This is a genomic window from Rhodococcus kronopolitis, from assembly GCF_042654025.1.
Taxonomy (GTDB): Bacteria; Actinomycetota; Actinomycetes; order Mycobacteriales; family Mycobacteriaceae; genus Rhodococcus_G; species Rhodococcus_G kronopolitis.
The window spans coordinates 119377-139221 of sequence record NZ_JBHSFO010000004.1; the positions used below are offsets into that span (position 1 = coordinate 119377).

Consider the following 19845-nt stretch of genomic DNA (forward strand, 5'->3'; position numbering starts at 1 on the left):
CTTCGGGCAACTGAGAAGTGTCGATCTGGGCTTGCTGGGACCAGTTGCGGAGAGACTCCGGGCAGATGCCGAGCTTCGGTCCAATGGCTTGGCAGGCGGCGGTGAGGGTGGCCGGTGACGGCGTGCGTCATCGCTCCACTCGCGTAGTGCCGCACTCTGTTCGCGCGATCTGCTGCTGATATAACGAGGCCATGGACCCCACTGTTGCGCCTGGCTGGTATCCCGACCCCGAGGGGGCGCCGGACACCGTTCGTTGGTGGGACGGGGCCCAGTGGACCAGTGGAACCCGCCCTGTGCCCGGCGCAGCCGCGGGCATCGCCCCGACGGTCGCGTTCCCTTCCGTTCAAGCCACTGACACCGTCGTCGACCAGCGCATTGACCAGGCCTGGTCTGCGGCCGCGCCCGGCTCGCCGGCCGACCTCACTGCCGCCGATCCCGGCCCCGATTCGACGAAGCCCAAGACCTACCGAGCAGTGAAGGTCGTCGGTGGTGTCGTAGGCATGCTCGTCGGCCTCGCCGTCTTCGGGGCCGTACTCGGTGACGACGACTCCGGAAGCGTCGACAGCGCCGCACCCACCACCACCAGGTCAGCTCCCGCCGCGACCAGCGCGGCGGACCCGACGACAACAACTGCCGCGCCGACCACGACCGCCTCGGCGGCATCGGAGCCGACCACCACGTCTGTCGCTTCCCCATCCGCCGCGGTCGCCAACGCGGTGAATCTGTCCGACCCACGGTGCGCGGCCGCCGATCCCGGTCTGATGGAACAGATCGCGTCGGGCCTGACCAACTCCTCCCTCGCGCTGACCAACGGACTGGTGATCGTCGACGGGCCAACCACCTTCGTGGGGGCCACGACTGTGCGGCCCGACGGGAAGATGAAGAGCCGATCCGACGTGTGGGTGGTGCAGAGCGGCCAGGTGTACTCGTCGACGGGTGGTGCACGCAACGAGACGAGCTGGCCGCGCGCCAGCCGCGAGATCGACATCGATCCCGGCGACGACCGTGTCGAGGCGCTCGACCGGTGCGTCGTCGACGTGAGCAAGAGGTAGCCGCTCCGCGTCGCCATCGGCCATCACCTCCGCGAGATACGTTCTGGCTTAACAGATCGATTCCAGCACATAGCCTTCCGGCCGGGGGGCGGCCGCCGGTGAGCGTTCGGCGGACGGGGCTGTCGACGACGACTTGACGGCGATCGAGAACGCGAGCGGCCACGCGGACGACACCGTCCGGGAGTCGATGCTCGCGAGGTCTTCTCCCGGGACGGTGCGAGCTTGGGCGTGGCACGAGAGCCGGACGGATCGTCGGTTGCTGCTGCATCGCCGGCTCCGCGTGGTGGCGCTTCGGTGTTGGCAGCCGCGTTGCCCTGCAACTGAATCCTGATTCTCAGAAGGTTCTTAGAGAACGACCGGCGCCTCTCCGGAACGGCTCGCCACCTGGCAGTTCGGCCGCTTCCACGGGCTCCTCGCCGATTCCCGAGGGCGCCGTCGTCAGTTGCGGGGCTCCCCAGATAGTTCTACTCCCCTCCGCGAGGCGCTGCCTTGTGTACGGTGGCCTGCACGTCGCTCTGCAGACGAGGCCCGGTAGCAGTGGGTACCGACGGGGCCCGCGGCTCGCCATGACTGAGTCCTGGGGCGGGAGAACTGCACCGCGAGGGGGTGAAGGTGTTCGCTGCTCTGGGTCGACTGATCTACCGCATGCGGGTCGTCGTGATCGCGGCGATGGTCGGATTGATGCTCGCGCTGGGTGCATACGGCCTCGGAGTCGAGAAGCATCTGAGCCAGAGCGGTTTGGTCGATCCCGGGTCGGAATCCGTGGCGGCTGCGGTGTTGGCGGACAGCACCTTTGGTCGCGACACCAAGGCCGACGTGGTCCTGCTGTACACGGCGCCCGACGGCAAGACGGTCGACGACCCGGCGTTCGGCGCGACGATCACCGCGAGCCTCGACGAACTCCAGCGGAACAATCCGGACACGATCCTCGCGGTCAACGGAAGCTACTGGTCGACGAAGGTCGCGGCGATGGCCGATCCGGCCAAGCGTCACGCCATCGCCAGCGTCGCGATCGCGGGTGCCGACGACACCGAGGTCGCGGCGAACTTCAAGGCGGTTCGCGACCAGTTCTACATAGACGGCGTCGACGTCCAACTCACCGGCCTGCAACCGGTCACCGGGACGATCAGCGACACCATGGCCAACGATCTGCACCGGATGGAGATTCTGGCGATCCCCGCGGTCGGGATTCTGCTGTTCTTCATTTTCGGCGGCGTCGTGGCGGCCGCACTGCCGCTGTTCGTCGGCGGCCTGACGATCATCGCGGCGAACGGCGTGGTCAAGCTGATCACCGGGTTCGCCGAGGTCAACAACTTCGTGCTGTCGGTGGTCTCGCTGATCGGCCTGGGCCTGGCGATCGACTACGGGCTGTTCATGGTCAGCCGGTTCCGCGAGGAGATCGCCGAGGGCTACGGCACGGCCGACGCGGTGCGCCGGACCGTGATGACCGCCGGCCGGACCGTGGTGTTCTCCGCGACCATGATCGTCGCCAGCCTCGGCAGTCTGCTGATCTTCCCGCAGGGCTTCCTGAAGTCGATGGCGTACGGGGCGATCGCCGCGGTGTTGTTGGCCGCGTTGATTTCGATCACGGTGCTGCCGGCGATTCTTGGGCTGCTCGGCAGGCGGGTCGACGCGCTGGGCCTGAAGTGGATGCGCAAGACCAGGACGGCGGCCGAGATCGAGTCGGGCCCCTGGGGTCGGCTGACCCAGTGGGTGATGAACAACCCGCTCAAGGTCGCCGTCCCGATCGTCGTCGGCCTGCTGCTGCTGACCATCCCGATCTCCGGCATCAAGCTGGGCGGCATCAACGAGACCTACCTGCCGCCGGACAACCCGACCCGGCTCGCCCAGGAGCAGTTCGACGAGCTGTTTCCCAGCTTCAGGTCGGAGCCGATCAAGCTGGTTCTCGAAGGCGCCCAGGGCTCGGAGTTGACCAAGATCGTCAAGGACGCCAGTGCGGCACCGGGACTGGTCGAGAAGTTCACGGTCAACAACCCGACCAGGGACGGTGTCACGGTCTTCAAGGCTGGCCTCGTCGACCGCAACGATGCGGAACCGACGATCGAACACCTGCGCTCGATGGAGCTCCCGGACGGGGTGACCATGCTGGTCGGTGGCACGCCGGCGATCGAGCAGGACTCGATCTCGGCACTGCTGGACAACCTGCCGCTGATGGTCACGATGGCGGTGCTGCTGACGACGCTGCTGATGTTCCTGGCGTTCGGCTCGCTGGTGCTGCCGATCAAGGCGGTACTGATGACCGCGCTCGGTCTCGGTGCCACCCTCGGCATCCTCACCTGGATATTCATCGACGGAAACGGCGCCACGTGGATGAACTTCTCGCCCGGCCCGATCATGGCGCCGGTGCTGGTGCTGATCATGGCGATCGTCTACGGCCTGTCCACCGACTACGAGGTGTTCCTGCTGTCCCGGATGGTGGAGGCGCGGGCGCGGGGCGCCGGCACCACCGAGGCGGTCCGGGTCGGCACCGCGCACACCGGCCGGATCATCAGTGCGGCGGCGCTGATCCTGATCGTGGTCACCGGTGCATTCGCGTTCTCCGAGCTGGTGATGATGAAGTACATCGCCTACGGCATGATCGCGGCGCTGGTCATCGATGCCACCCTGATCCGGATGTTCCTGGTCCCGGCGACGATGACGATGCTCGGTGACCAGTGCTGGTGGGCGCCGGCGTGGATGAAGCGTTTCCAGGAGAAGCTGGGCCTGGGTGAGCCGATCCTGGACGACGAGCGGATACCGGCGGACGTCCCGGAACTTGTTGCCTCGAGTTGGCCGATTCCCGACCTGATGCCGATTCCCGACCACCCGACATCGACGTCGGACGCGACGTGGTCGTGGCTGACGGAGCCCACTGCGGATCCAGGTCCCGGTGCTGGCGCCCACGATCCGGTGACCGAGCGGATACCGCACATGCACCCTCCGCTGTCCGCTGGGGCACGAGCGTCGGCATCCCCATCCGGAGGCGCCCCGGCGGCCGGGCGACTCAGGCCCGCGCGACGGACCCGCAGGTACACCGATGGCGGACCGATGATCACCGTGCACGAGCTCCGCGCCCGACTCGACAGCGACTGAGGGCACGGCAGCCAGGCGTGCCGTGTCGGCGATCCCGGTCCACCCGACGGTCACCTCACGGCACGATGGTGACCTCGCCGCGGCAGACGGCGTTCTGCGGATTGACGAACCAGAAGCCCGCACCGGTCTGGGTGGTCACGGTGAACGACACCGTCCCGGTTCCCGTCCAGGTGCGGTTGATCGGGATCCCGGGCATCTGGTGCCAGGCTGCCTCGTCGCTCACGCTCCGGCCGGATGCGCCTGTCGTGGTGTTCTTCCAGTCGACCAGCACCCGCGTGCCGTACCAGTTGAGCCCGAAACTCGGCAGCAGGCCACCGGGCGGTACGGGCAGTTCGTTCCCGCCGCTGAGCAGCAGAGCCGGCTCCAGGTCGGCCGCGCCGGGACGGAGTGACGCCCCCGATGCGGCATTGATGGTCCAGGTGAACGGCGGCGCCCAGAAGAGCGGGTTCGCGCTCGTGCACGTCATGGTCGTTGACGTGGGTGGGGTGGGTTGTGCACTCGCGACGGCACCCCCGCCGGCCGCCAGTGCGGTACTGATCCCTGTCGCTGCGAGTAGCACCGCGCCCGCGCGGCGCACCATTTCCTTGCCCATGACATCTCCCCTTCTGTCGGACAATGTGAGAACGGCGATCCTCGCCGCCTACCTTTTCCTCGACGACGGGCCGCGGATCGTTACATGTCGGGCAATCCGGATGGTTGGGCCTGGGCCTGGGCCTGGGCGTCGGCGATCGGGCGGTAGGTGCACACGTGCACGCCCGTCGGGCTGGTGACGGATCCGACGAGCGCCAGCGTCTGCCGCATGCCGTCCGCGGGGAAGATCGACTTCCCGCCGCCGAGGAGCACCGGCTCGACCATCAGCCGGAGTTCGTCGACGAGGCCTTCGCGGAGCAGGGTGCGCACCAGGGTGGGGCTGCCCATCACCAGCAGGTCGCCGCCGTCGGCCTCGTAGAGCTCCCGGATCCGGTCGACGGCCGCATCGCCCGGGATGCGGATGGTGTTGGTCCAGGTCAGCTCGTCGTCGTCGAGGGAGTCGGACACGACGTACTTGGGGATGGCGTTCATCCGGTCGGCGAACGGGTCGCCTGCCCGCGCGGGCCACGCCGCGGCCATCGTCTGCCAGGTGCGCCGCCCGAGCAGCAGCGCGTCGGCATTGGCCAACGTGTCGGCGATGGTGCCACCGAGCACCGCCGGTTCGAAGAACGGATGTGACCAGCCGCCGTGTGCAAAGCCGCCGTCGGTGTCCTCGTCGGGTCCGCCCGGCGCCTGCACGACGCCGTCCAGGCTGATGAACTCGCTGATCACGATGCGCACGGGACTAGCTCCTCTGCTCGTTGTGGCGAGGGAACTGCGGGTGTAGACCGTCATGCTGCTGCGAAATCATCGCGCACACACGGTGTCACGTCCAGTGACGCGCCGGACGTCGCCGCGGCCGAGTGCCCACCTGGTGGCCTGCGGGATCACGGCCACGGGGGCGACGTCCGGCCGGGGGTCAACGCTCCGCGCGCATCGACGCGAGTCGTGCGGTGAGGCGCTCGCGGACCTGCGGCCAGTGTTCCGCCGTGACGGAGAACATGACCGTGTCGCGGACGGTGCCGTCGGGTCGTCGGAAGTGCCGCCGCAGGGTCCCCTCGTACTCGGCGCCGAGCCGCGCGATGGCCTGCTGGGAGCGATGGTTTCGGGTGTCCGTCTTGAGCTGGACCCGGCCGGCCTGCAGGACGTCGAACGCGTGCCCGAGCAGCAGCAGCTTGGTCTCCGGGTTCACCGCGCTCGACCACACCGCCGGCGTGTAGAGCGTGTACCCGACCTCCAGGCGCGCGTCGTGGCTGCTCGCGTCGAGATACGAGCTGGTGCCGACCACCGTGCCTGCGGGCAGGCCCGCGACGGCCCGCCGGGTGCGGACGACCCACGTGTTCCACTCCGGTAGGGCGTGCCGGGAGCCCAGGATTTCCTCGAAATGCCTTGGATCGCTGGGACGTCCGGGCACGTGTGCCCACACCGAATCATGGTCGAGCGCCCGGAACAGCTCCGCCGCGTCCGCGGCCGGGTCGATCGGGTTCAACTGCACCGTCTCCCCCGCCAGCACCGTGTCGGCGGGGACCGGCCAGTTCAGCTGCGGCCAGGGCTCGTCGAGTGGTCGCGGATCGGGTACGGGTTCGAAGCGGTCCAAGTCAGTCGTCTCATGCACGGCAGGACTGTAGACCAAGGTCGACGAAGTTTGGACCGCGCGGTTTGGACTGACCGGTTTGCCGTATCTGCTCGACCGGGTGGGCTGGGTCGGGATCCGGGTCCGTGCGCCGCCGGGTTGTTCGCCGCGAACTATCGACGAATGAATGCTACTTTTCGCGATCAGGACGTATTGCTCCGACTTGGAGAATCCGATGGTGACCCGTGTCAACGAAGATTCGGTCGCGTGGCGTGACCCGAAGCGTTACCTCTGGCCGCTCGGCCTGGCGGCGCCGTTGGGCCCGTTCATCGCCTGGGCCCTGGTCCACACCCTGGGCCTGGGATTGTTCTGGGCATTCGGCGCCTTCCTCTGGCTGATCTTCATTCCGTTCATCGACCTGGTCACCGGACCGGACAACTCCAACCCGCCGGAGGAGGCGATGGCGGCACTGGAGCGGAATCGTTACTACCGCTGGTGCCTCTACCTCTACCTGCCCCTGCAGTACCTCGGGCTGTTCTTCGGCTGCTATTTCCTGGTGCACGAACCGATGGGCTCGGGGGAACGGGCAGCGCTGGCCGTCACCCTGGGTGTCTCGGCCGCGATCGGGATCAACGTCGGGCACGAACTGGTGCACCGGCTTCCGGGCAGCGAACGGACCCTGGGCAAGTGGGCCCTCGCGCAGTCCTTCTACGGGCACTTCTGTGTCGAGCACAAGTACGGACACCATGTGCGGGTGGCCACCCCGGAGGATTTCGCCACCGCCCGGTTCGGGGAGTCGTTCTGGGCGTTCCTCCCCCGCTCCATCTTCGGCGGCATCAGGTCCTCGTGGCGGCTCGAACGGGCGCGACTCGAGCGGCACGGCCAGCGGGTCTGGAGCCGGGGCAACAACCTGCTGGTGGCGTGGTCGATGAGCGTGGTCTGCTTCGCCCCCCTCATCCTCCTGTTCGGCTGGGGCCTGCTGCCGTGGATCGCAATCCAGGCCGCGATTGCGATCCTGCTCCTGGAATCGGCGAACTACCTCGAGCACTACGGGCTGCTCCGGCAGAAGCGACCGAACGGGAACTACGAACGAATCACGCCACAGCACAGCTGGAACAGCGACCAACTCTGCAGCAACCTGTTCCTCTACCACCTGCAGCGGCATTCCGACCATCACGCGAATCCTGGGCGCAGGTACCAGCTGCTGCGCTCGTTCAAGGAGTCGCCACAGCTCCCGTCCGGGTATGTCGTGATGATCATTCTCTCGCTGTTCCCACCGCTGTGGCGCAGGGTGATGGATCACCGAGTGCTGGCGCACTACGGCGGCGACCTCACACTCATCAACGTCTGTCCCCGCAAGCGCGAGAGGGTGGTTCGCCGCTACGGGACCGGCGCGTACGCCACGAGTTGAGACTGGCTAGCCGAGCCGGCCGTAGACCGTCCGACCCTCGAAGACGGTGGCGAGCACCTGCAGGTCGACGAGGGTCGTCGGATCGACGTCGAGCGGGTTGCCCGAGACGACGACGAGGTCCGCGAATGCCCCGGGGAACAGCGCGCCGACATGGTCCTCGCTGCGCAGCTGCCAGGCCGCGTTGACGGTCTGGGCCCGCAGGGCGGCCTGGACCGGGATCCGTTCCTCCGGCCCGACCACGCGACCGCTGGGCGAGAGCCGGTTGACGGCGTCGTGGATGTTCCGCAGCGGATTCGCGGGGGTGACCGGACCGTCGTTGTGGAACGAGAACCTTTGGCCGGCAGCCAGGGCGGAACCGGCTGCGGCCCAGGTGCTTCCGTGCTCGTTGCCGAACAGGTCGTCGACCAGCACGTCGCCCCAGTAGTGCAGGTGGTCGACGAAGATGCTGACCGTCACGCCCAGCTCGGTGGCGCGGCGGAACTGGTCGGGCCGCATCGCGCCGACGTGCTCGAGACGCAGGCGGTGATCGTCGCGCGGATTCTCCCGGAGCATCCGCTCCCACGCGTCGAGCACCATGGTGATCGCGTCGTCGCCGTGGGCATGACAGGCGATCTGCCAGCCCTCGGCGAAGTAGGCGGAACTGATGTGGTGGATCTGCTCGCCGGTGTAGTTGGCGTGGCCGTGGGTGCAGGCGATGCCGAGTGCGCGGGTGGCGGCGGTGTCGAGGTACGGGAAGCTGGTGGCGACGTTGCCCACCCAGGGCGACCCGTCCGACCAGACCTTGACGCCGACCTGTCTCACCAGGTCGTCACCCTCGCCCGGCACGGCGTCGGTGGCGAGTTCCGGGGTGGACATCTCGTACAGACGCAGCCGCGTCGTCAGTGCGCCGGATGCGGCGATTGCGGTGAGGGCCGGTCGCATTCGTGGGTCGAAGGACATCTCGCCGATCGTGGTGATCCCGGCGGCGTTCAGGCGCGCACACTCCGCGGCCAGCAGCGCGGGGAAGTCGTCCCCGACGCTCATCGCCCGCCCCGCGACCGCGAGGACGGCAGGCACCTCGTAGGCGGCGCCGTCGAGCTCGCCCGCCGCGTCCCGGCCGTACGAGCCGCCCACCGGGTCCGGGGTGTCACGGTCGAGCCCGGCCGCGGTGGCAGCGGCGGTGTTGAAGTAGGCGACGTGGCCGGAGTTGTGCATGATCACCAGCGGGTGCTCCGGCGCTGCCGCGTCGAGCCAGTCGCGGCTGGGCTCGGGCAAACCCTTCTGCAGCAGTGGGTCCCAGCCGTTGAGAGAAGCGCCGGCGGCACCTGCGGTCCGGACCGCGTCGTGGACCGCGCGCACCACGTCGTCGGCGTCGGGCATCGTGACCGGCCGGATGTCGACGACCGCCGGGCCAAGCACGATTGCCTCCTCGAGGGGATGGCCGTGCGGTTCGATGAAGCCGGGCAGGACACAGCCGTCGCCGACGTCGGCGATCCGGGTCTCGGAGCCGATCAGCGCCTCGATGTCGGTGCGCGTTCCGACGGCCGCGATCCGGCCGCCGCGCACCGCCACCGCCTGCGCGCGCGGGTGGGCGTCGTCCATGGTGACGACGTCGCCGAAGATCACCAGATCGGCGGGTGCGGCGTCGGTCCGGCTGTCGTCCATCGTTGCCCCGTTTCGTCGCGTCCGCGTCGGCTACTCCCCCGGCGGAGTCGATTCGACGCTATCGCTTCCGACGCTGCCACGGCGGCCGAGCGTCTCGACGATTCTCGCCCGCCCCGCGCCTGTAACTCCGCCGCCGCCCGGACCGATGTCATGGACAGCGGTGTCTCGGGGTGTCCCGTGCCTGTCGTGCCCGTTCGTCGATCGATCGGGCGGGGGTCTCGGTCGGACCGGCGCAACGAGGGACCGACGCTTCCGACGAGAGGGACGACCATGAGCAGTGCCATCCGCCGCGCCACCCGAGTCGCCGCGACCGCGGCCGCCGCCGTCCTCGTCGCGCTGGGGACGGCAGGCATCGCCGCCGCCGACGAGTGGCCGACGCCGCCCTCGTACCCCACCCCACTCGTCCCGTACGACACCAAGAGCTTCCTGACCCCGACCGACCTCGGCTACTGGAACCCCTTCGTCAGTGCGGACCGACTGACCTCGCCGTTCGGCACCAGCACCCGGATCGTGTGCCAGGGCTTCCACGGGGTCACGCTGGACTGCTGGCAGGCCGACCGGGAGGGGAACCCCCACAAGCTGGTCAAGCTCGCCTACGACTTCCCCGGCTCGACCGGCTCGAACCTGCCCGGCGGTGGCCCAGGTCACTTCGTGTACCCGGGTTTCATCCCCGGCATCCAGTAAACGCCCTGGTCGGCGGCAGTCACACCCGGTCTGGCCGCCGCCTGGCTGGCGTATCCGGGTGGACGCGGTAGTAGGATTTGGGACTTGTTCGCGACCGGACGTGTCGTTGCTGATGACGGCAGTCGGATCACAGATCGAATGAAGGTTGGTATGAGCAGCGTCGTCCCGAAGATCACGGTTGTCGTCCCGACCTACAACGAACGCGACAACCTCCCCAAGATCGTAGACCTGCTCGCGGCGCTGGAACTGCCGAACATGCATGTCCTGGTCGTCGACGACAACTCCCCCGACGGCACCGGCGACGTCGCCGACGCCCTCGCGGCCGACGGCCCGATCCCGGTCAGTGTGCTGCACCGGACCGTCAAGGACGGTCTCGGTCGCGCGTACGTCGCCGGCATGAGCCGTGCGCTCGCCGAGGGCGCAGACATCGTGATCCAGATGGACGCGGACCTCTCGCACCCCACGACGGCCATCCCCGCGATGGTCGAGACGCTGATGACGACCGACGCCGCGGTGGTGCTCGGCTCGCGGTACGTCCCGGGAGGCGCGGTCGCCAGCGAATGGCCGTGGCATCGGAAGGCGCTCTCGGCATGGGCGAACTTCTACGTGAACACGATCCTGCGGCTCGGGGTCAAGGACGCGACCGCCGGCTTCAAGGCCTGGCACGCCGACACGCTGCGCGCGATCGACGTCGAGGGCGTGCAGTGCAACGGCTACGCCTTCCAGGTCGAGATGAACTACCGGACCGTCCAGCGCGGCATGACCATCGCCGAGGTGCCGATCAGGTTCGAGGAGCGCAGCATCGGCGAGTCCAAGATGAGCCTCGGGGTCCAGCTCGAGTCCGCCATGGTGCCGTGGAAGCTGCGGTTCGGCAAGGGCACCAGCTGATCGACTCCCCCGAACGGGCGGTCAGCGGAGTGACGGCCGACAGGCCGCCCCGCTAACCGCCCGTTTGTCGTAGCCATGAGGGCGCCAGCCGCAATACTGAGCGGCATGACCACGCCCGCCCTCTCGCGCCGCGATCTCGACTTCCTGCTCTACGAATGGCTCGACGTCGAGTCCCTGACCGCCCGGCCGCGATTCGCCGAGCATTCGACGGACACCTTCGACGCCGTCCTGGACCTCTGCGCCGACCTGGCGATGAAGCATTTCGCGCCGCACAACAAGAAGGCCGACGCGAACGAACCGACGATGCGCCCGGACGGCACCGTCGAGATGATCCCTGAGGTCAAGGAGGCGCTGGACCTCTTCGCGCAGGCGGGGCTGATCGCCGGGCAGTTCGACGAGTCGCTCGGCGGGATGCAGTTGCCGACGGTGGTGGCCCGGGCGGCGATGGCCTGGTTCCAGGCGGCGAACGCGTCCACCTCCTCGTACCCGTTCCTGACCGTCGGGAACGCGAATCTCATTGTCGCGCACGGTACGCAGGAACAGATCGACACCTATGTGCGGCCGATGCTCGAGGGGCGCTACTTCGGGACCATGTGCCTGTCCGAGCCCCAGGCCGGATCGTCGCTGGCCGACATCACCACCCGCGCCGAGTCGCAGCCCGACGGCAGCTACCGGGTGACCGGCACCAAGATGTGGATCTCCGGCGGCGAGCACGAGTTGTCCGAGAACATCGTGCACCTGGTGCTGGCGAAGATCCCGGGCGGGCCGGCCGGGGTCAAGGGGCTCTCGCTGTTTGTCGTGCCCAAGGTCCTGCCCGACGGCGAGGGCGGGCTGGGGGAGCGCAACGACGTGACGCTGGTGGGCCTGAACCACAAGATGGGCAACCGGGGAACCACCAACACCCTGCTGAACTTCGGCGACGGCACCCACACCCCCGGTGGCCACGCCGGGGCCGTCGGCCATCTCGTCGGCGAGCCGCACCGCGGCCTGTCCTACATGTTCCACATGATGAACGAGGCGCGCATCGGCGTCGGGTTCCTCGCCATCTCGCTCGGCTACGCGGGCTACCTGCAGTCCGTGGCGTATGCCCGGACCCGCACCCAGGGGCGGAGCCTGACGGACAAGGACCCGTCCTCGCCGCCGGTCGCCCTGATCGAGCATGCGGACGTGAAGCGAATGCTGTTGGCGCAGAAGGCCTATGTGGAAGGAGCGCTGGCGCTCGGACTCTACTGCTCCAAGCTGGTCGACGAGCAGGACACGATCGGCGACCCTGACCTGTCCGCACGGGCCACCCTGCTCCTCGACGTACTGACGCCGATCGCGAAGAGCTGGCCGTCGCAGTGGTGCCTGGAGGCGAACAGCCTCGCGATCCAGGTACACGGCGGCTACGGGTATACCCGCGACTACGACGTCGAGCAGTTCTACCGGGACAACCGACTCAACCCCATCCACGAGGGCACACACGGAGTCCAGGGACTGGACCTGTTGGGGCGCAAGGTGGTGATGCAGGGCGGGGCCGGGCTGGCGCTGCTGGCGGAGACCGTCGGCGACACGGTGAAACGCGCCCGCGAGGCCGACGGCTCCGCGGCCGGATACGCCGACGAGCTCGCGGCCGTGTTGCAGCGGATCGTGGCCACGACGGTACGACTGTGGTCCGGCGGCGATCCCGTTGTTGCGCTGGCGAACTCGTCGGTCTACCTGGAGGCGATGGGGCACATGGTGGTTGCCTGGATCTGGCTGGAACAGCTGCTGGCCGCCGAGGGTCGGGAGGGCGACTTCTACGAGGGCAAGCGGGCGGCCGCGCGCTACTTCTACCGCTTCGAACTGCCCCGGACGGGTCCGCAGCTCGACCTGCTCGACAGCCTCGACCGCACCACCGTGGACACCCGGGCCGACTGGTTCTGACCGCGTTGCCGGACTGGCCCGGTACCGGACCGGGTGCCGATGGCTCTCGGGCTGGGTAGTGGATTCAACTGTGCAGGAGCAGGATTCGAAACAAGAGGGAGGTCACATCTCGTGGAGGTTGCAGGGAAGGTTGCCATAGTCACCGGCGGCGGTGGCGGTATCGGCGGGGCACTGGTCGCGGCACTGGCCAGGGGAGGCGCGAGGGTCGTCGTGGCGGACCTCGACGCGGCCGCCGCGCGGGCGGTCTCGGATCGGGTCAACTCGCACTACCCGGGTGTCACCGTCGGCGCAGGCGGGGACGTCTCGGACACCGCCCAGATCGAGCGGCTGATCGCCCTCGCGGGTGCCGAGTTCGGGCCCGTCGACATGTACTTCGCCAACGCGGGGGTCGCCGGTGCGCCGGGCCTCGACGCCGGCGAGCTCGACTGGGACCTGTCGATCGACGTGAACCTGCGTGCCCACGTCAGGGCCGCGAAACTGTTGGTGCCGCAGTGGGTTGAGCGCGGTGAGGGCTACTTCGTGAGTACCGCCTCGGCAGCCGGACTGCTCACCCAGATCGGCTCCGCCACCTACTCGGTGACCAAGCATGCCGCCGTCGGTTTCGCGGAATGGCTCAACATCACCTACGGCGATCGCGGCGTCCGAGTCAGCTGCCTGTGCCCGATGGGGGTGAACACCAGACTGCTCTACGAGGGCCAGGAATCCGGCGACGCGCTCGGGATGGCGGCGACGCGGGCCGTCACCTCCGCCGGCGCGGTGCTCGAACCGGAGACGGTGGCCGACATCGTGCTCGCTGCGGTGCAGGAGGAACGGTTCCTCATCCTGCCCCACGAACAGGTGCTCGAGATGTACCGCAACAAGGGCGCGGACTACGACCGTTGGCTGCGCGGAATGCGCCGGTTCCAGAGGTCCCTGCTCGGACAGTGAGTTCCTGCCGGCGACGGCGGTCGGTGCGGCGACGGCAGTCGCGCTGCGGCACTGGGGATCACCCCGACTGTGGGGTGCCCGCACACCCGGTCCGGCCCGATCCCCGTCACCCGGTGATGCGATCCGGGACCGAGTGACCGCTCAGCGGGAGGAACCGGCGAAGTCGGCACCGACGCTGCGCGCGGGTCGATACCTTCGGAAGTCGGGCTCGGCCACGTCAGGGTCGGGCCCGTTGAACGGCGCTGCGTCTCGTGGCGCCGTTCTCGACTGCGGCGAAGGGAACATCATGGCAACCTACGTGCTCACCGGGACAGCGTCCGGCCTCGGCTCGGCGACCAAGGCCCGGCTGGAGGCCGACGGCCACCGGGTGGTGGGTGTCGATCTCCGAGGTGCCGACGTCAACGTCGACCTGAGCACCGCCGATGGCCGTCAGTCCGCGATCGAGCAGGTCGCCGGCCTGGTCGACGGCAAGATCGACGGATTCGTACCCTTCGCCGGTCTGGCGGCAGCCGTCGGGCGGCCCGCGAGCGCCCTGATCGCCGTCAACTACTTCGGCGCAATCGAGTTGCTCGAGGGGCTGCGACCGTTGCTGGCGGCCGGCGAGAACCCCTCGGTCGTGCTGGTCAGCTCCAACTCCACCACCAGCCAGCCGAACTGGCCGACCGAACTGGCCGACGCGTGCCTGGCCGCCGACGAGGCGGCCGCCAACGCGGTCGCGGACACCTTCGGCGACCTGGGGGCGATCCAGGCCTACCCGGCGACCAAGGCCGCGCTCGCCTACTACGCCCGGACCAGGTCCGCGGAGTACATCGCGCAGGGCATCCGGCTGAACGCCATCGCGCCGGGACTGATCGACACGCCGATGACCCAGGAGGGGCGCCGCGACGAGCTGATCGGCCCCGGCATGGAGCAGTTCCTGTCGACGATCCCGGCCGGTCGCGCGGGTCGGCCCGAGGAGGTGGCCGCGCTGGTGTCCTTCCTGCTCGGTTCCGAGTCCACCTACTTCGTCGGGTCGGTCCTCTTCGTCGACGGTGGGATCGACGCGGCCTTCCGCGGCAAGGACTGGCCGAAGGTCTGGTCCTTCGACGTGCCGTCCTGAGAACCGGCGGCGGTGGGGCCTCCTCGGCGCGGTCCTCGCCGCCGTCCCACGGCTCTTTCGTGCTGTGTAAGGCACGTGTGGGAGGCCACATCGATGTCCGAATTTCGTGTGATCCGAGCCACTATAACGTAACGATAACAGTCCGGTTCGCGAAAGGTCTCAGGGCCGTCTGACCTGCGCATTTATAATGTAAGAATCTCGGAATGTGGACGGCGGTCCAGAGCGGCACCCCTCCGGCGGGACTCTTTTCAGTCTCGAAATGCGCCCGTACTGTTGGTGTCGGCCCGGAAGCCAGGGCCACAACCGAACCGCCATTCACATTCCTGCCCCGCGGATTCGGTCCCCTGAAACAACGCGAGGGGCGGGGACGAAGTCAGTGCCACACGGCGCAGTGCGGAGCCCGAAACGGGCCGCAACTGCCCTGGTCGGCTGCGTCAAATTGCGAGAGGACTCATTCAGTATGATCACGAACCGCATTCACGCCCATGTCGCCAGCAAGTCCAAGAAGGCCCTCGGATGGGTCGCCGTGACCGGCGCCCTGGTCGCTGTCCCGATGGGACTCGCCACCGGTACCGCCAGCGCAAGCGGGCACAACTGGGATGCCGTGGCGCAGTGCGAGAGCAGCGGCAACTGGGGCATCAACAACGGCAACGGATTCTCCGGCGGCCTGCAGTTCACCCCGAGCACCTGGGCCGCGTACGGCGGTTCCGGGTCGGCGCACAACGCCTCGAAGGCCGAGCAGATCCGCGTCGCCGAGAACGTCCTTGCCGGCCAGGGGCCGGGCGCGTGGCCCGTGTGCGGCCAGTACCTCTGACCGGTACCGCATAAACTCTGATCAAACCCGTTCTCGCCCCATCGGTTTCGCGACCGGTGGGGCGAAACGCGTTTCAAGGGCCGAGGCGGGTCGGGTACGGCCCGTGGATCTCGGTCGCGGGGGAGTCGTGCACGGGATCCGGGCCCTGGTCGCAGGCGGGGGTGCGCGTTCGTCCTCGTCCGGCGCCGCGACGGTGGTGTAGTACACACCCCGATCCCCACGCCCACTATGCTGACGCGACCGCCGAGCGAATACATGTGCCCGCCGGTAACAGGGATGCGGTGGCCTCGACAGTCTCGGGCTGAGTCCAGGGGCCGAGACGACGAGGAGGTCCGCCGGTGCCCGATCACCTGCTCGAACAGCTGATCACGATTCCGCTGTTCACCGGTGTCATCGGCTACATCACGAACTGGTCCGGCGTGCTGATGCTGTTCGCCCCGGTCCGGTTCCACGGATTCCGGGTGCCCGGTCTCAAGCTGCTGTTCCCGCTGCTGCCGCGCCGGGTCCAGGTGATCCCGGCGATCACCAGCGACGGACGCTTCGGCTGGCAGGGCATCGTGCCGTCGAGAGCCGAGAAGATGGCGTCGATCGCCGTGGACAAGTCGTTGGCGAAGGTCGGCAGCATTGCCGACTTCTACCGAGTTCTCGATCCCGACACGATCGCCGAGCATCTCGTCACCATCTCCCGCGCCGAGGTGCGGGGGGTGGTCACCAGAATCATGACCAGTGAGAACCCGCAGCTGTGGCACAACCTGCCGAACTCGGTGCGGGAGGCCGTGTTCCGGAAGGTGGAAGCGGACCTGCCGAACAGCGTCCGGATGATCACCTCCCGCATCGAGGAGGACATCGACGACTTCATCGACGCGAAGCTGATGGTGATCCGGTACCTCTCGTCGAATCCCCGACTGCTCAACGACATCTTCCGGACGATGGGCAGCAAGGAACTCCGGTTCATGCAGAACTTCGGCTTCTATTTCGGGTATCCGATGGGGTTCGTGCTGGTCGGGGTGCTGCACTTCCTCCCGTACTGGTGGGTGCTGCCGATCGGCGGGGTGATCATCGGCTACATCGTCAACTACCTCGGCATCACGATGATCTTCGAACCGATCCAGCCCAGCAGGTGGGTGCCGTGGCGACAGGGCCTGTTCCTCAAGCGACGGACCGAGATCATCGGCGGGTACGCGAAGACCCTGGCTGACCACGTCATCACCCTGGAGAACATCGGCACCGAACTGCTCGAGGGCCCGCGCTCGGACCGGACCCGGCGGATGCTCGACGAGGTACTGAGCGAGTCGGTGGACCGAGCGGTCGGCTGGGCCAGGTCGATGGTGCGGATGACGGTGGGCTCGCAGAGCTACGAACGGATCCCCGGACGCGCGACCACGGAGGTGCTGGACTTCGTGCCGCTGGTTTATGCGGATCCCGAGTTCGCGGCGGCGCAGTCGGAGAAGATCCGGGTGTTCGTCACCGCGCGGATGAACAAGCTTTCGCCGGCGGACTTCAGCGAGCTGCTGAGGTCGGCGGTCAAGCAGGACGAATGGCTGCTGTTCGTCCACGGTGCTGTGCTCGGGTCGATGGCGGGCTTCCTACACCTGGCGATTTTCGGAGTATGAGATGAGCATGAGCGAGAACATGTCCGGCCGGCTCGACGTGGATGGCGCGTCCGGACCGGACGAGGACCACGAATTTCCGGTCGCGGACGAGGCCGAGACCTCCGCGGTGAACCGAGACGTGCACGAGGTCGATGACGGCTGCGGTCGCGACGACACGACCCACCCCGACGCGGTCTGTCCGGACGAGAGTCATCTCGGCGAGGTCGTGGTGGACGAGGTCGTGGTGGACGAGGTCGTGGTGGAAGAGGTCATCGAGGCCGAGCTTCTCGAGCCGATCGTGCCCGTGGCAGCGGAAGAGCGGCTGATTCGCAGCCTGATCGGGCTGACCACGGCGACCACAATCACTTCACTACGGCTGACCGGTTGGGCCGCCGGCACCGCCGTGGCGGCAACCCGTCAGGTGGTCCAGGTGGCCACGGAGGCCGCGGCGGTCGCCAAGGTGGTGGCGACGGAGGTTGCGCGGGAGGCTGCTGCCGAGGCCGCGAGGGAGTCCGCGCAGCAGTCCGCGCGTCGCCGCGACGTGAGGGCGGAGCAGGACCGGCCGATGCGTCGGGTCCGGTCATCGAATCGAACCGGGGCGTCGACTCGTGTCGCCGTACCGGGCCGCGGGACCACCGCCGACGGGATCGCGCAACTGCGCGCACGGGGGGACCAGCTGCTCGAGCGGTCCGCCGACGTCCGCGACCGCGACGACCTGCACCCCGCCTACGACCGGATCCTCGACCAGCTGGCGCCCGACGAGGCCCGGGTGCTGCGTCTGCTCGCCGTCTCCGGGGCCCAGCCGAGCGTGGACATTCGCACCGGGCGACCGTTTGGGATCGGCTCCGAGATGGTCGGCGAGGGCTTGTCGATGATCGGTGAACTCGCCGGCTGCCGCCACCTCGAGCGCACCAGTGCGTACCTGCACAACCTGCACCGCCTGGGGCTGGTGTCGTTCTCACACGACGCCGTCGACTTGGACCGGTACCAGGTGGTGGAGGTACAGCCGGCGATGACCGAGGCGCTCAAGAAGGCCGGACGGTCCGCGAAGATCGTCCGCCGCAGCGTCCGACTGACCTCTTTCGGCGAGGACTTCTGCCGCACGTGCTTCTCGCTCCCGGGCATGGGGTCGGCGTTGCCGGTGCTGTGACCACACCGCACCTTGCCGTTGGTGTGGAGACGTAGCCCCGAACACAGAAATCAGTTGTGGGCGGCAGCAATAGCTGAGCGTGGTGGGTCGGTCGGGATTGAGGCGGGTTCGGTCGCGGCGCCGCTGAAGTGCTGACCGTTCCGGTAAGTTGGGCGGGATTTTGCGTCTGGCCGAACTGGAACTGGGGGAAGAGTGCGCGCGCTGTCGAGGGGATTGACGACCGTTCTGGTCGCATGTGCAGTGATGGTGGGAGGGGGCGCGCAGTCGTGGGCGCAGCCGACCGGATCCGACGGTTGGGCCCTGCCGAGCGGATCAGCAGGTGGTCCGCCGTCGGGTGAGCCCGTGGGTGGGGTTCCGGGCGGCGGCGCCGAAGGACAGTCCGAGCTGGCGCGGGTCGCTGCGCAGTTGCTGACGCCGCCGGTGGGCAGGTCGGTGAGCGTGGCATACGTCGATTCGACGGGCGTGCAGTCTGCTCATCTCGGTTCTCACGATGCCGGAGAGTATGAAATCGGGTCGATGACCAAGACCTTCACCGGCGCGCTGCTGGCCGTGGCGATCGACCGCGGCGAGGTTCGAGCGGACTCCAGGCTCGGGGACTTCCTGCCGGTGCAGGGCACGCAGGTCGCAAACGCGACGCTCGAGGAACTGGCCGGACATCGGTCGGGCCTGTTCGAGTTTGCGATCACACCGGGGATGCTGGCCGGCGGTGTGATGTGGCAGTTGTTCGGCGACAACCCCTTCACCTTCGACAGGGATCAATTGATCCAGCAGGCACGGGTCGCGCCGCTGACCGGTCGCGGGACGTTCAGATACTCGACCCTGGGCATGGCCCTGTTGGGGCAGGCGCTGGCCTCGGCGGCCGGAACGGACTACGCAAGCCTGGTTCACGACCGGATTACCGATCCGCTCGGTATGGACGGCACCTGGATCCCGGCCACCGCGGCGGACCTTCCGGCAGATGTCAGCGTCGGTGTCGACGAGTGGGGCCGCCCGCAGGATCCGTGGGCGATCGGCGCGTACGCTCCCGGCGGTGGAGCGAGGTCGACCATCTCGGACATGACCACCTACGCTCAGGCGCTGCTCCGGAATCAGGCGCCGGGAATGGCTGCGCTGCAGCCTCGTTGGGATGACGGTCCGACGCTACGCCGGGGCTATGCGTGGGCAGTGTTCTCGCAGGACGGGGTCGACTACACGATGCACTCCGGTGGGACCGGCGGCTTCTCCGGAACGATTGTCCTGGACCGGGAGCACAGTGTCGCGATTGTCGTTCTGCAGGACGCTGCGGGCGCGAAGGAAAGCCCGGTGATCGACCTGCTTGTGGAGATGCGGGACCGCTGAGGTCGAGGCTTCTCCGCCGCATGATGCAGACCGGTTGCGGCCGAGTGTGTCTCGGCCGCAACCGGTCCGGTTGTAGGTAGGCATTCAGGCCTTCGCCTGGTCAGG

General features: G+C 68.2%; 15 protein-coding genes and 1 pseudogene. 12 read left to right on the forward strand and 4 right to left on the reverse strand.

The window, feature by feature from the left end; all coding sequences use genetic code 11:
• Positions 1-191: 191 nt before the first annotated feature.
• Complete coding sequence (locus ACFO6S_RS09500; RefSeq protein ID WP_378416330.1) at positions 192-1052, forward strand: DUF2510 domain-containing protein; 861 nt, start codon at positions 192-194, stop codon at positions 1050-1052.
• 612 nt (positions 1053-1664) lie between these two features.
• Positions 1665-4145, forward strand: coding sequence for an MMPL family transporter (locus ACFO6S_RS09505; RefSeq protein WP_378416332.1), 2481 nt, complete (start codon positions 1665-1667; stop codon positions 4143-4145).
• A gap of 55 nt (positions 4146-4200) precedes the next feature.
• On the opposite strand, the gene ACFO6S_RS09510 is transcribed toward ACFO6S_RS09505, so the two are convergent.
• The 3 genes from ACFO6S_RS09510 to ACFO6S_RS09520 all read right to left on the reverse strand — a co-directional run bounded on the left by ACFO6S_RS09510 (position 4201) and on the right by ACFO6S_RS09520 (position 6330).
• The gene (locus ACFO6S_RS09510) at positions 4201-4611 is read right to left on the reverse strand and encodes a hypothetical protein (RefSeq protein ID WP_378416334.1); all 411 of its coding nucleotides are present in this window, start codon (positions 4609-4611) and stop codon (positions 4201-4203) included.
• 206 nt (positions 4612-4817) lie between these two features.
• Positions 4818-5456: a dihydrofolate reductase family protein gene (locus ACFO6S_RS09515; protein ID WP_378416335.1), complete on the reverse strand. Its 639-nt coding sequence runs from the start codon at positions 5454-5456 to the stop codon at positions 4818-4820.
• A 178-nt stretch (positions 5457-5634) separates the two neighbouring features.
• Entirely contained in the window at positions 5635-6330 is a 696-nt protein-coding gene (locus ACFO6S_RS09520) for a GNAT family N-acetyltransferase (RefSeq protein WP_378416337.1), read from the reverse strand.
• A 193-nt stretch (positions 6331-6523) separates the two neighbouring features.
• Between ACFO6S_RS09520 and ACFO6S_RS09525 the strand changes: the two genes are divergently transcribed.
• Positions 6524-7699 carry an alkane 1-monooxygenase gene (locus ACFO6S_RS09525; RefSeq protein WP_378416339.1) on the forward strand — a complete coding sequence of 392 codons (1176 nt, stop codon included), beginning with the start codon at positions 6524-6526 and terminating at the stop codon, positions 7697-7699.
• Between the two features lie 6 nt (positions 7700-7705).
• Here the strand turns inward: ACFO6S_RS09525 and ACFO6S_RS09530 are convergent, their stop codons facing one another.
• A complete protein-coding gene (locus tag ACFO6S_RS09530) occupies positions 7706-9343 on the reverse strand; it encodes an amidohydrolase (protein WP_378416340.1) in 1638 nt (545 codons plus the stop codon).
• Between the two features lie 270 nt (positions 9344-9613).
• Here ACFO6S_RS09530 and ACFO6S_RS09535 point away from each other — a divergent pair, with 270 nt between their 5' ends.
• The 9 genes and pseudogenes from ACFO6S_RS09535 to ACFO6S_RS09575 all read left to right on the forward strand — a co-directional run bounded on the left by ACFO6S_RS09535 (position 9614) and on the right by ACFO6S_RS09575 (position 19740).
• Entirely contained in the window at positions 9614-10027 is a 414-nt protein-coding gene (locus ACFO6S_RS09535) for a hypothetical protein (RefSeq protein ID WP_378416342.1), read from the forward strand.
• Between the two features lie 150 nt (positions 10028-10177).
• Positions 10178-10915 carry a polyprenol monophosphomannose synthase gene (locus ACFO6S_RS09540; protein ID WP_378416344.1) on the forward strand — a complete coding sequence of 246 codons (738 nt, stop codon included), beginning with the start codon at positions 10178-10180 and terminating at the stop codon, positions 10913-10915.
• A 105-nt stretch (positions 10916-11020) separates the two neighbouring features.
• Positions 11021-12820: an acyl-CoA dehydrogenase gene (locus ACFO6S_RS09545; protein WP_378416346.1), complete on the forward strand. Its 1800-nt coding sequence runs from the start codon at positions 11021-11023 to the stop codon at positions 12818-12820.
• Between the two features lie 111 nt (positions 12821-12931).
• Positions 12932-13747, forward strand: a complete 816-nt coding sequence (locus ACFO6S_RS09550; protein WP_378416348.1) for an SDR family NAD(P)-dependent oxidoreductase — start codon at positions 12932-12934, stop codon at positions 13745-13747.
• Positions 13748-14033: 286 nt separating this feature from the next.
• The gene (locus ACFO6S_RS09555; RefSeq protein ID WP_378416350.1) at positions 14034-14846 is read left to right on the forward strand and encodes an SDR family oxidoreductase; all 813 of its coding nucleotides are present in this window, start codon (positions 14034-14036) and stop codon (positions 14844-14846) included.
• Between the two features lie 460 nt (positions 14847-15306).
• A pseudogene (locus tag ACFO6S_RS09560) lies at positions 15307-15657 on the forward strand (transglycosylase family protein); the annotation flags it as partial.
• Positions 15658-15998: 341 nt separating this feature from the next.
• Positions 15999-17273: a DUF445 domain-containing protein gene (locus tag ACFO6S_RS09565; RefSeq protein ID WP_378416351.1), complete on the forward strand. Its 1275-nt coding sequence runs from the start codon at positions 15999-16001 to the stop codon at positions 17271-17273.
• Between the two features lie 7 nt (positions 17274-17280).
• A complete protein-coding gene (locus tag ACFO6S_RS09570) occupies positions 17281-18402 on the forward strand; it encodes an Abi-alpha family protein (RefSeq protein ID WP_378416353.1) in 1122 nt (373 codons plus the stop codon).
• Between the two features lie 438 nt (positions 18403-18840).
• Positions 18841-19740, forward strand: a complete 900-nt coding sequence (locus ACFO6S_RS09575) for a serine hydrolase domain-containing protein (RefSeq protein WP_378416355.1) — start codon at positions 18841-18843, stop codon at positions 19738-19740.
• Positions 19741-19845: the final 105 nt, after the last annotated feature.

What these genes read in the sequence shown, in the direction of transcription:
- ACFO6S_RS09500 (WP_378416330.1), top strand. Translation starts at nt 192, where the DNA reads ATGGACCCCACTGTTGCGCCTGGCTGGTATCCCGACCCCGAGGGGGCG.
- ACFO6S_RS09510 (WP_378416334.1), bottom strand. Translation starts at nt 4,611, where the DNA reads ATGACGTGCACGAGCGCGAACCCGCTCTTCTGGGCGCCGCCGTTCACC.
- ACFO6S_RS09525 (WP_378416339.1), top strand. Translation starts at nt 6,524, where the DNA reads ATGGTGACCCGTGTCAACGAAGATTCGGTCGCGTGGCGTGACCCGAAG.
- ACFO6S_RS09530 (WP_378416340.1), bottom strand. Translation starts at nt 9,343, where the DNA reads ATGGACGACAGCCGGACCGACGCCGCACCCGCCGATCTGGTGATCTTC.
- ACFO6S_RS09535 (WP_378416342.1), top strand. Translation starts at nt 9,614, where the DNA reads ATGAGCAGTGCCATCCGCCGCGCCACCCGAGTCGCCGCGACCGCGGCC.
- ACFO6S_RS09540 (WP_378416344.1), top strand. Translation starts at nt 10,178, where the DNA reads ATGAGCAGCGTCGTCCCGAAGATCACGGTTGTCGTCCCGACCTACAAC.
- ACFO6S_RS09545 (WP_378416346.1), top strand. Translation starts at nt 11,021, where the DNA reads ATGACCACGCCCGCCCTCTCGCGCCGCGATCTCGACTTCCTGCTCTAC.
- ACFO6S_RS09555 (WP_378416350.1), top strand. Translation starts at nt 14,034, where the DNA reads ATGGCAACCTACGTGCTCACCGGGACAGCGTCCGGCCTCGGCTCGGCG.
- ACFO6S_RS09570 (WP_378416353.1), top strand. Translation starts at nt 17,281, where the DNA reads ATGAGCGAGAACATGTCCGGCCGGCTCGACGTGGATGGCGCGTCCGGA.